Below are 12,006 nucleotides of genomic sequence, written 5' to 3'. Positions count from 1 at the left end.
TTAGGCTAGAAGCAATGCTAATCGTCTCCGCGGTAGAAACTGTAATCGGGAAGCGAGTGGAACGCGCTCTTCAGGGCATCTCCCCAGCCTGCAGAGATTACCTGGAAATAGCTGTCGTCTTGGGAGATGCGATGTTCGTGAATCGCTTCATAACTGTCGCGCGTTATGACTTGCAGATCGAGTGGCAGGCCAACCGAAAGATTGGCCTTAAGCGTTGAATCGAAGCTGACCATAAGTAACTTCACACCGTCTTCCAGGCTCATCTGGCGGTCATAGCCGCGAATGATGATCGGCCGTCCATACTTGGTTTCGCCGATCTGAAAGAAAGGCGTATCCAAACTGGCTTCAATGAAGTTCCCTTCGGGATAAACCATGAAGAGCCGCGGCTCCATTCCCTTGATCTGCCCTGCAACGATAATGGAAGCAGTGAAACGGCCTCTTCCCCGAGAGCCGTTCGCATCCTGACGCTGCCCGATGATATCCCGCATCAGATTGCCGATTTCGGTTACGACCTGAAACATAGTCGGCGATTTGAGCAGGATATTATCGCGCTCCTCGGGCTCCTTGGTCCGCTCTTCCAGTTGGCTGATCACAGCCTGCGTCGTCGCCAGATTGCCCGCGGTCATCAAAGTAATGATGCGGTCTCCAGGCACCTGCCAGGTAAACATCTTACGGAAGACCGAGATGTTATCGACACCTGAGTTAGTCCGCGTGTCGCTCATCAGGACGAGCCCTTTGTCGAGCTTCATTCCCACACAATAGGTCATTAGGTACTTCCGTTACTGCTGAATTTGTTGCTGCTCGACCTGCACATCCACTTCGAGCACTTGGGTCGTATTACCGAAGCTTATGCCCGTCACCGGGGAGGCATCGCGGTAGTCGCGCCCGGTTGCCACCCGCACATACCGCTCATCGGGACTTATCCCGTTGGATATGTCGAATCCAACCCACCCAAGCCCTTCGACAAAGGCTTCTGCCCATGCGTGAGTTGCTTCCTGATCGATGCGATCGTTCATCATGAGATAGCCGGAGATGTAACGCGCCGGCACATCCAATGCGCGCGCCGCCCCGATGAAGATGTGGGCATGGTCCTGACAAACGCCGGTCCGTGCCGCGTAGCTTTCTTCCGCAGTCGTATTCCAATCGGTTGTACCGATACGGTATTCGACCCTTTCGAGTGTCGCCTGCGAAAGCGCATGGAGCCTGTCCAGAGGCGTTCCTTCGAACTTACGCAAGTCATCGATCAGCTTCTTCATGCCCGGGCCTGGCCGCGTGAGGCGGGTTTGCGAAAGGAAGCTCCACAGGGGCAGATGTCCCGAATGCCGGCCGATTACACCTGCATGATCATGCGTGTCCACCCGGCCGCTGCACGTGATCGTCACCTCGCGCGTCCCAGGTTCCACACCGACCAGCGTAGTCGTGTTATGGTGCTGGTCTTCATAGGTAATCTCTTCGCGCGCGTTCTCATACTCCATCGACCAGTCGAGAATTTCCTGACCCTGCGTTTCCTTCGGGGTTAGGCGCAGTCGCTGCAGGGCGTGAACCACCGGATTGTCGAAGTGGTAGCGAGTGGTGTGCTTGATCGAGAGGCGCATCAGGAAAGGAACCTGTAATCTGCAGCTATCGCATTGCCGATCGCTGCATTCGAGGAAGTGAAATCCAGAAGAAATTCGTGCAGTCCCTGGTCGAAAATCTCGTCGATACTCAGATTGGTCAGGCGCATGTCCGCATCGCGCATGAGCGCGTTGCTTTGGCCCTCGCTGCCATGGATCCGTGCGAGGGCCGCCAGATTGGCCCGCAGTTCGGAATGGCAGAAGGCGAGACTGCGCGGAAAACGGTCATCCAGGATCAGGAATTCGCAGATACTGCGCGCGTCGACCTGGGCTGCATTGAGCCAGCGATAGGCACGGTCACCCGAAACCGATCGCAGGACCGTATCCCATTGACCCGTATCGAGGCTCGAGCCGACGTAGGACAGCGATGGCAGCAAAAGATAGTATTTGATGTCGAGAATGCGGGCGATCGCATCGGCGCGTTCCACGAACATGCCCGTCAGTGCGAAATGATAGCCTTCCTCGCGCAGCATCGAGCCTTGCAGTGCGCCACGGGCCAACGTGCCCGCCCTGCGGATGGTAGCCACGGTTTCGAGAACACGATTCTCGCCCACTGGTTTTGCGAGCTGTTCGTCGATCATGAGCCAGTTTTCGTTGATCGCTTCCCACAATTCGCCGCTGATCGCATTGCGCGATAGCCGCGCGTTTTGGCGCACGAGACCGAACATCGACAGGATGCTTGCAGGATTTCCTGTTTCACGCAGGAGAAAGTTCCAAGCCTGCATGCCGGTATAGCTGGCGTGCTTCGCTTCATAAGCCTGCCGCTGCCCTGAAGTCGCGATTACGGATCGCCATTCTTCCTCAGCGGTCACAAGATCGCGTGTAAGCGCCATCCGAAGCCCGGCATCCAAGAGGCGAGCGGTGTTTTCGGCGCGCTCCAGATAGCGGAACATCCAGAAAAGGCCGTTGGCTGTGCGCCCTAACATGTCGTTTCTCCCGCCATATCAGTCTTTCAGCACCCAGGTGTCTTTGGTGCCGCCCCCCTGGCTGGAGTTCACGACCAGTGACCCCTCCTTCAGCGCGACACGCGTCAGTCCCCCCGGCGTGATGTCGATCTTGTCGGGGGACATGAGGACAAAGGGCCGCAAATCGACATGTCGCGGGGCAAGTCCCTTCTTGGTGAAGATCGGACAGGTCGAAAGGGAAAGCGTTGGCTGGGCGATGTAGTTAGATGGGTTGGCCACGATTTTGGCGCGGAATTCCTCGACTTCCTTCTTCGTCGCAGCGGGCCCTACCAGCATGCCGTAGCCGCCTGAACCGTGCACTTCCTTGACGACGAGTTCGGCCAGATTGTCGAGCACATATTTGAGGCTGTCTTCATCGGCACAGCGCCAAGTCTGGACATTCGGCAGCAACGGCTTCTCGCCAGTATAGAATTCGACGATCTCCGGCATGAAGGAATAAATCGCCTTGTCGTCGCAAACACCCGTTCCCGGCGCGTTGGCGATGGTAATGCCGCCAGCACGATAGACGTCCATGATGCCGGGTACGCCCAACACGCTGTCCGGATTGAACGTGAGAGGGTCGAGGAATTCATCGTCGACCCGGCGATAGATGACATCGACTGCCTTGTATCCGCTGGTTGTGCGCATCGCGACCCGGCCGTCGATGACCCGCAGATCGCTGCCTTCCACCAGTTCGGCACCCATCTGGTCGGCCAGAAACGCATGTTCGAAATAGGCCGAGTTGTAGATGCCCGGAGTGAGGACCGCCACGACCGGCTTGTCGCCTGCACAACTCGGCGCGCAAGCGGCAAGGCTTTTAGCCAGACGACGCGGATAATCCGACACGCTTTCCACTTGGCAGCGCAAGAAAAGCTCGGGAAACATCGCCATCATGGTTTCGCGGTTTTCGAGCATGTAGCTGACCCCAGAAGGGGTCCGAGCGTTGTCTTCTAGAACATAGAATTCATCCGGCCCGGTACGCACCAGGTCGATCCCGGTGATGTGCGTGTATACGCCGCCGGGCGGAGTGAAGCCGACCATGTTGGACAGCCATGCCTCGTTGTTGCGGAGCAAGCGCTGCGGCAGACGCCCGGCGCGCACGATTTCCTGCCGGTGGTAGAGATCGTGCATGAAAGCGTTGAGGGCCGAGACTCGCTGCTCGATCCCGCGCGATAGTCGGCGCCATTCAGCGGCGTCGATGATGCGGGGGACCATGTCGAACGGGATCAGGCGCTCTTCCGCCTCGTCTTCGCCGTAAACGTTGAAAGTGATCCCGGTCTTGCGGAAATTCGTTTCCGCTTCCGAGTGCTTGCGCCGCAGAAGCTTGGGATCCTGCCCGTCATACCACTGGCAATAGTTTGAATAGGCGGACCTTACCGACCCATCTGGCTCGCGCATTTCGTTGAAGAATTCGGCTCCGCCGCTCATGTGCCCCCTGGATGCAAGCTGACCCACATGACGAAATGTCTGCGGCCCTATCCGAATAAAGGGTTCAGTGGCGGTCCAGTTCCGAAAGAAGCGCTGTCATGGCTTCATTCGTCATGACGAAACCCATGTGGCTACAGCGCAGCGCGACGGCGCGGTCGCGCTCATTCGGTTTGCCGCAGGCGCATTTCGGCGCAACTATTCCGTCGCAAGGACTCCAGAAAGCCACTGTTTCTACAGGAGGTTTTTCGGAAACGACAGTGTCGATCTCGGGCTCGTCGACGCGGTGGCCGGCGATGGCCTGGTAGGCGCGCCAGCCGTTGTTGGCGCGGGGGCTGCCGGAGAAGGGGGAGCCCATGGTGACGACCTTCGCGACCTTTTCGGGATGCAGCTTCGCCAGTTCGCGCGCCATCACCCCGCCCAGGCTCCAGCCCACCAGCGTGATCGGTTCGCGGCGTCTTTTATACAGCTTTTTCAAGCGCTTCTCGACACGTTTGAAGCGCCATTCGGTCGCGCCGAGATTGTATCCCAGCCCCCAGCGCTTGGCTTCATGGCCCGCTTTTTCCAGCTGCCTGGCCATCCAGCGCATGCGGATGGGGTGCGCGCCGAAGCCCGGCAGGAGCATCACAGTCTGCGGTTTTGCCGCCGGTTTTATTCCGATTTTGGGCCCGAACACCCTCTTGATCGGCAGGAATGGATACAACCACTCCCGGAAAAACAGCCGGAGACTGGGCGGACGCGCATCGTCCGCGCACGGTTCCGCCGCCAGCGCCAGCCGGCGGCCCCATTCCGCGCGTTGTTCGTAAAAAGGTAAGGTCGCCATCGTGGAGCTATAATGCGCTCTCACGATGGCGGGTTCCTGAACGGATCAGCCTTCCTTCGCGCAGTCACCGACGCGTGTCATGCCGATCTTCATCGTGGTGGTCTTTTCCTGGCCGTCCGCAGTCGGCTCCGCCACGCGCATGGTCATCTGCGACGATGTGCCGGTCGAGGTGGTGTCGATATTGACCTTGGCATCGCCGTTCTGCCCCTTGCAGGTCATGTCGCCGCGCATGCCGCCTTCATCGGCGGTCATGTTCTGGACCGTGCAATTGCCGTCCTGCAGACCCTGCGCGATGCCGGCCATGCCTTCATTGGCTTCTTCCTCGGTCAGGCAGCGAGCCGGGGCCATCCCGCTCATCGAGGAGAAGAACTGCTTGGCCTGCGCGATTTCGTCCGCGCTCATGGTCGGGTCGGTCAGATCGACCAGTTCCATGTTCATCTTGTATTCGCCGGGCTGCAGCGGGCGGACCTTTTCGGCGGCCTGCTTCGCTTCTTCGGTGGAAACCGTGCCGTCACCATCGGCGTCCACCTCGTCGCTGCCGGAAGAACAGGCGGCCAGCGCAAGAGCGGCACAGGCGGTGGTCACGAAACGAAGCATGGGCATTGATCCTCTGAATAATTCGGCTGCGGCGCTAGCATATCCGGCCGGCGCGTAACAGGCGTTGCAGCCCTGCCCCGCGTTCCCCATATGTGCGCCTATGACAGAACCCACCACTGGCCTCGTAATTCGCAGGGGACTGGAAGAACCGGATACCACCGGCGATTTCGTCCCTCACAAGCCCGCGCGGCCGGAAAAGTCGATGCCGGGCAAGGCGTTCAAGCTAGTCAGCGAATATACCCCAAGCGGGGACCAGCCCACCGCGATTGCCGAACTGGTGGGATCGGCGCGCGATGACGAACAGACGCAGGTGCTGCTGGGCGTCACCGGGTCGGGCAAGACCTTCACCATGGCCAAGGTGATCGAGGAATTGCAGCGCCCCGCGCTGATCCTGGCGCCTAACAAGATCCTGGCCGCGCAGCTCTATGGCGAATTCAAAAGCTTCTTTCCCGAAAACGCGGTCGAATATTTCGTCAGCTATTACGATTACTACCAGCCCGAAGCCTATGTCCCGCGCAGCGACACCTATATCGAGAAGGAATCCAGCGTAAACGAGGCGATCGACCGGATGCGCCATTCGGCCACCCGTGCCCTCTTGGAACGCGACGATGTGATCATCGTGGCCTCGGTATCGTGCCTCTACGGTATCGGATCGGTCGAAACCTATTCGGCGATGATCTTCGACATCAAGACGGGCGACACGGTCGACCAGCGCGAACTGATCCGCAAGCTGGTGGCGCTGCAATACAAGCGCAACGATGCCGCCTTTGCCCGCGGCAATTTCCGCGTGCGCGGCGACAATCTCGAAATCTTCCCGAGCCACTATGAAGACGTGGCATGGCGCGTCAGCTTCTTCGGCGACGAGATCGAAGAAATCAGCGAATTCGACCCGCTGACCGGCAAGAAGGGCGCGAGCCTGGAAAAGGTCCGCGTCTATGCCAATTCGCACTATGTCACGCCCGGGCCGACGATGAAGCAGGCCAGCGAGGCGATCAAGTTCGAGCTGACCGAGCGGCTGAAGGAACTGCATGCCGAAGGCCAGCTGCTGGAGGCCCAGCGGCTGGAACAGCGCACCAATTTCGATCTGGAAATGATCGCCGCCACAGGGAGCTGTGCGGGGATCGAGAATTACAGCCGCTTCCTGACCGGCCGCCTGCCGGGCGAACCGCCGCCGACACTGTTCGAATATCTGCCCGAAAACGCCCTGCTATTCGTCGATGAAAGCCACCAGACCGTGCCGCAGATCGGCGCGATGTCTAAAGGCGACCACCGGCGCAAGATCACGCTGGCCGAACACGGCTTCCGTCTGCCCAGCTGTATCGACAACCGCCCGCTGCGCTTCAACGAATGGGACGCGATGCGCCCGCAGACCTTCTGCGTTTCGGCGACGCCGGGCACATGGGAAATGGAACAGACCGGCGGCGTGTTCGCCGAACAGGTGATCCGCCCAACCGGCCTCATCGATCCGCCGGTGGAGATCAAGCCGGTCGAAGACCAGGTCCAGGATTGCATCGAGGAATGCAAGAAGACCGCCAAGATGGGCTACCGGACGCTGGTCACCACGCTGACCAAGCGCATGGCCGAAGATCTGACCGAATTCATGCACGAAGCGGGCGTGAAGGTTCGCTATATGCACAGTGACGTGGAGACGCTGGAGCGTATCGAACTGATCCGCGATCTGCGCCTGGGCGTCTATGATGTGCTGGTGGGCATCAACCTGCTGCGCGAAGGACTCGACATTCCCGAATGCGGACTGGTCTGCATTCTCGATGCCGACAAGGAAGGCTTCCTGCGATCCGAAACCAGCCTGGTGCAGACCATCGGCCGCGCCGCGCGTAACGTAGAAGGCCGCGTGATCCTTTATGCCGACCGCATAACCGGCAGCATGGAACGCGCGATGGCGGAAACCGACCGCCGCCGCGAAAAGCAGAAAGCCTATAACGAGGAACACGGCATCACGCCGCAGACCATCAAGCGCGATATCGCCGATATCGTGGCGCATAGCGCCGCGCAGGACGGCGTGACCGTGGACACGGGCGATGCCGAGCGCAACAATCTGGTCGGCCACAATCTGCGCGCCTATATCGAGGATCTGGAAAAGCGGATGCGCAAGGCCGCCGCCGATCTGGAATTCGAGGAAGCCGGACGCTTGCGCGACGAGATCCGCAAGCTGGAAAACGACGAGCTTGGCTTGGGCGACGCAGAGAAGAAGGCCCCCCGCGTCGGCCGCAGCGATGCAGGCCGCCCGGGCACGCGCAAGGATCGTTACGGCAAAACGCGCTATAAAAGGATGGGCGGCAAACCCTGATCGACGAGCGTATTTGACGCTGCTTCGCGGCGGCAGGCATAGGTTATCCCGATTGAGGGGATTTGCCATGATGACCAGCCGCCGCCCGATTTTCCGGGCCCTTGCCGCCAGCGCCTTTGCGCTGCTGCCCGCCGCCGCCATGGCGCAGGACGATGCCAAGCCCGCTGCCAGCGCGGCAGCCGCAGCGGTGGAGCCGCAGGTCCGCACGCAGGACCTGACCGGCACATTCGGCGGCCAGCGCATATCCTACCGCGCAACGGTATCCGATACCGTGCTGAAAGCGGATGACGGCACGCCCGAAGCGGTGATCGTAACCACCAGCTATGTGAAGAGCCCGCGCGATGCTTCGCGCCCGGTGTTCTTCATCTACAACGGCGGGCCGGGATCGGGATCGGTCTGGCTGCAGATGGGGGCTTGGGGTCCCAAGCGCGTGGCCATTCCCTCCGATGCGAAGGACGACGGCGCGCCGCCCTATCCCATCGTCGACAATCCCGACAGCCTGCTGGATGTCGCGGACCTCGTCTTCATCGATCCGCCGGGCACCGGTTTCAGCCATCTTACCGAAGGCACCGACCCGAAGAAATATTACGGGCTGGAAGAAGATGCGCAGGCCGTGGCCAAGGTCATCCGCCTGTGGCTGAACGAGAACGGGCGCTGGAACAGCCCCAAATATCTGGGCGGCGAAAGCTATGGCACCACCCGCACCGCCATGGTCGCGCGCGAGCTGGAAGGGCGGACCTATAACGATGTCGGCCTCAATGGCCTGATCCTCGTTTCGACCATTCTCGATTTCGCGGCGCGCGAGCCCACGCCGGGCAATGAAATGGCCTATGTCATGACGCTGCCCAACATGGCGGCGGCGGCATGGTATCACGGCAAGGCGCAGGCCCCCTCGGTCGAGGCGATCGTGGAAGACGCGCGCCGCTTCGCCATCGGGCCGTTCGCCACCGCCCTGCTGAAGGGGCAGGATCTGCCCGCAGCGGAACGCGCCTCGGTCCGCGCCGAGATGGCGCGGCTGACCGGCCTTTCGGAGAGCTATCTCGACAATGCGGATCTGCGCGTGACCGCCCCGCGGTTCTACAAGGAATTGCTGCGCGATCAGGGGCTGACCATCGGCAGGCTCGATGCGCGCTATACCGGCACGGATTTCGACAGCGCCGGGGAATATCCCGATGACGATCCCAGTTTCTACGGCATCGATGCAGGCTACACCGCCGCGATCAACAGTTGGCTGCGCGATGGGCTGGGTTACCGGACCGACCGCGAATACCAGTCGATCGGGTCCGAGCCGGGCATGAACTGGAACTGGTCGCTATCGGGCCGCCAGCGCGGGGCCTATCTCAACGTTGCGCCCTTCGTGGGCGAGGCGATGCGCAAAAACAGCGGATTGCGCACCTTCGTGGGCCAGGGCTGGTACGATTTCGCCACGCCTTTCTTCGGCGCTGAATATTCGCTCAACCGGACCGGCATTCCGCAGGACCGGGTGGAGTTCCATTATTACGATGCCGGCCACATGATGTATATTCGCGACGAGGACCGGGCAAAACTCTCTGCCGATTTGCGCGCCTTCATCCGCGCCCGTTGACGCTGGGAGAAAGCTGGGCATAGGGGCGCACATGGTTCGCACACTCGCATTGCTTCCCCTGCTCGCCCTGGCTGCCTGCAAGCCGCCCGCATCGGACGATTACCTCGCCCGCGCGGTGATCAAGGAAGAACGCACCGCCCCGCGCGCGCCGATCGCCTCGCCCGACACAGAAGGCGCGGCCTGGGCTCCCAGCCCCAAGAGCGGACGCTTGCTCTACGGTCTGCCGGGCCAAGCGCCGCTGCTCTCGCTGGCCTGCCAGGATGGGCAGCTGGTCTATACGCGTTATGTCGCTGCCGATGCCAATGCCAAGGCGGTGCTGGCGCTGATCGGCAATGGCCATGTTGAACGCTTGTGGGTCGATGCCGAACAGGACGGGGCGGAAGGCAGCGAGGCGTGGCTGTGGCGCGGCCGGACCGCCGCCGACGATCCGCGGCTGGAAGTACTGACCGGACGCAACCGCGTCGAGGCGACGATCCCCGGCGCGGGCTCGGTGATCCTCAACGCCAGCAATGCGCCGGGCGATTTCATCAATCGCTGCATCAATTCGCTGGGCGAGCGGGACGCGCCGGAAGCGTTGCCGGGGGCCGAACTCAGCGAGCCGGGAGCGGGGAATCCGTTTCTTCCCGCGCCCGATCAGCCAGCAGATCCGGCGTAAGCACCTGCGGCAATTGCTCGGCCTCGGCGCCGGGTGAATACCACAGGTACAGCGGGACGCCCGCCGCGCCCTGCTGGGCGAGGAAACCCGCAATCTCCTCGTCGCGCCGCGTCCAGTCGCCGCGCAGGGTGATGACACCCGCCTCCTCGAAGGCCCGGCGCGTCTGCTCGCGTTCGATGGCGACGCTTTCGTTGACCTTGCAGGTTACGCACCAGTCGGCGGTGAACCAGACGAAGACGGGTTTGCCCGATGTGCGCGCCTCGGCCAGCGCGGCCTCGGAAAAGGGCCGCGGGGCGAGCAGGCTGTCCTCGGTGGATGCGCGCGGCTGCGGCTGGGGGAAGAGGGAGATGGCGAAAATTGCCAAAGCAACGATGCAGGCGAAGAATAACTTGCCGCCGCCCAGCCCCCTGCCCTGTCGCTGACCCAATGAGGCGAGCAGCGCCAGCAGGATCACCGTCAGCACGGCAAGCAGGATCAACCACAGATCGTCGGCAATCCGCCATAGCAGCCATGCCAGCGCCAGCACGGTCAGCGCCATGGGCAGCGCCATCCAGCGGCGGAACCGTTCCATCCACGGCCCCGGCCTGGGCAGTTTCCTCCGCCACGCCGGGATGAAGCCGAGCAGCAGGAATGGCAGCGCCAGTCCCGCGCCCAGCGCGGTGAAGATGGCAAAGCCCTCCACCGGGCGCAGCACCAGCGCCGCGCCGAGCGCCAGCGCCATGAAGGGCCCGGTGCAAGGCGTCGCCACGAAGGCCGCCAGCAGGCCGGTCCCGAACGACCCGCGCATCGAGGCCCTGCCGCCCGCGATCGCCATGCCCGGCACCTGGAACAGGCCGAGGAAATTCGCCGTGATGGCGACCGCCAGCAGGAACAGCGCGCCGACCACGCGCGGCTCCTGCAGCTGGAAGGCCCAGCCCACCTGCTCCCCCGCCGAGCGCAGCGCGAGGATCGCCGCCCCCAGCCCCGCGCAGGCGGTTATCACGCCCGCCGTGTAGGCCAGCGCGTCGCGCCGGGCCGACATCTCGTCGCCCCCGGCCTTGGCCAGCGCCAGTGCCTTGAGGCTCAGGATCGGGAAGACGCAGGGCATGATGTTGAGCAGCAATCCGCCGCCCAGCGCCGCCAGCAGCAGCACCCACAACGCGGGCGTGTCCGCCCCGCCGCCGCTGATCGGCTTCACTCCTTCCAGCGGCACGTCCCCCTGCACCGCGCCGAAGCGCAGCGCCTGTCCCTCACCGAAGGAGAGGATCCCCTCGATCCGTTCCGGCAGCGGGGCGACATCGAAGCCCGGGCGGCGCTTTAGCGGCAGTTCCACGACCAGCAGATCGCCTTCGCGGATGAAAGTCTGCACGGCGGCATAATCGGGCGCGAGGCCGCTGCCGAAATCGGCGGTCTTCATGAACAGATGCAAATCGCCCACGTCCAGCTCGGCAGGCAGCGGCACGCCCACGCGCAGCCGGTCGCCCGAAACCTCATAGACCGCATCCCGGTCGAGCAGCGGCGCCACGGCGGCCTGCCACTGGCGAAAATCGCCGCCCGTGCGTGCCCGCAGCACGGCATCCTGCGGCACGCAGATCCGGTCGGTGCAGGCGAGATAGGAAACAAAGCCCGTCACCGGCGGCGCGGCTGCCACATCCGCCCCCTGCGGCACCTCCACCGGCACGAGGACGGCATAATCGCCTTCGTAGATATGGTTCATCAGCCCGGAAATGGTCAGCACCTGAGGCACCGGATACAGCGGTTCGCCCGCCTGCCAGCCTTGCGGCAGATCCAGTTCGAGCGACATGCCCTGCCCCGCATCGCCCGGGTTCGACCAATAGCCATGCCATTCAGCGCTCGACGGCGTGAAACGCAGCGCCAGCATCCAGGTTTCGCCGGCCACCGGCTCCCCATCGGCGCGCAGCTCGACCGCGATATTGCCGTCACCGAAGCGCGCCTCGCGGGCCGACAGCGTGGACGGGACAAAACAGGCAAGCGCAATCAGGAAAGCGAGCCAAAAAGCGCGCATCACGTCCATTGTCCTTGCGTCGGTCACGCTCAGCGCATTAGGGATTGCCCC

General features: G+C 62.4%; 10 protein-coding genes. 3 read left to right on the top strand and 7 right to left on the bottom strand.

Annotated elements, in window-relative coordinates; all coding sequences use genetic code 11:
• Positions 1-17: 17 nt before the first annotated feature.
• The 6 genes from K3175_RS08375 to K3175_RS08350 form a co-directional block, all read right to left on the bottom strand.
• Positions 18-767, bottom strand: a complete 750-nt coding sequence (locus K3175_RS08375) for a proteasome-type protease (RefSeq protein ID WP_221542896.1) — start codon at positions 765-767, stop codon at positions 18-20.
• Positions 768-779: 12 nt separating this feature from the next.
• Complete coding sequence (locus K3175_RS08370) at positions 780-1,595, bottom strand: transglutaminase family protein (protein WP_221542895.1); 816 nt, start codon at positions 1,593-1,595, stop codon at positions 780-782.
• Positions 1,595-2,539 (bottom strand): alpha-E domain-containing protein, encoded by a 945-nt coding sequence (locus K3175_RS08365; protein WP_221542894.1) that lies wholly within the window; start codon positions 2,537-2,539, stop codon positions 1,595-1,597. Before K3175_RS08365 ends, K3175_RS08370 begins: the two co-directional genes overlap by 1 nt.
• Positions 2,540-2,557: 18 nt before the next feature.
• Positions 2,558-3,985 (bottom strand): circularly permuted type 2 ATP-grasp protein, encoded by a 1,428-nt coding sequence (locus K3175_RS08360; RefSeq protein WP_221542893.1) that lies wholly within the window; start codon positions 3,983-3,985, stop codon positions 2,558-2,560.
• 64 nt (positions 3,986-4,049) lie between these two features.
• Positions 4,050-4,829, bottom strand: coding sequence for an esterase/lipase family protein (locus tag K3175_RS08355; protein WP_345719341.1), 780 nt, complete (start codon positions 4,827-4,829; stop codon positions 4,050-4,052).
• Positions 4,830-4,850: 21 nt separating this feature from the next.
• The gene (locus tag K3175_RS08350) at positions 4,851-5,402 is read right to left on the bottom strand and encodes a DUF3617 domain-containing protein (RefSeq protein ID WP_221542892.1); all 552 of its coding nucleotides are present in this window, start codon (positions 5,400-5,402) and stop codon (positions 4,851-4,853) included.
• Between the two features lie 100 nt (positions 5,403-5,502).
• Here K3175_RS08350 and uvrB point away from each other — a divergent pair, with 100 nt between their 5' ends.
• From uvrB to K3175_RS08335, 3 genes are all read left to right on the top strand, one after another.
• Complete coding sequence (uvrB, locus tag K3175_RS08345) at positions 5,503-7,710, top strand: excinuclease ABC subunit UvrB (RefSeq protein ID WP_221542891.1); 2,208 nt, start codon at positions 5,503-5,505, stop codon at positions 7,708-7,710.
• A 70-nt stretch (positions 7,711-7,780) separates the two neighbouring features.
• Positions 7,781-9,295, top strand: a complete 1,515-nt coding sequence (locus K3175_RS08340) for a S10 family peptidase (protein WP_221543188.1) — start codon at positions 7,781-7,783, stop codon at positions 9,293-9,295.
• Between the two features lie 31 nt (positions 9,296-9,326).
• On the top strand, positions 9,327-9,950 hold the full coding sequence (locus K3175_RS08335; RefSeq protein WP_221542890.1) for a hypothetical protein: 624 nt from the start codon (positions 9,327-9,329) through the stop codon (positions 9,948-9,950).
• On the opposite strand, the gene K3175_RS08330 is transcribed toward K3175_RS08335, so the two are convergent.
• Positions 9,886-11,955, bottom strand: coding sequence for a protein-disulfide reductase DsbD family protein (locus K3175_RS08330; protein ID WP_247710830.1), 2,070 nt, complete (start codon positions 11,953-11,955; stop codon positions 9,886-9,888). The genes K3175_RS08335 and K3175_RS08330 overlap by 65 nt on opposite strands.
• Positions 11,956-12,006: the final 51 nt, after the last annotated feature.

The organism is Qipengyuania aestuarii (assembly GCF_019711535.1).
Taxonomy (GTDB): domain Bacteria; phylum Pseudomonadota; class Alphaproteobacteria; order Sphingomonadales; family Sphingomonadaceae; genus Qipengyuania; species Qipengyuania aestuarii.
This window is presented reverse-complemented; position numbering and strand designations above follow the sequence as displayed.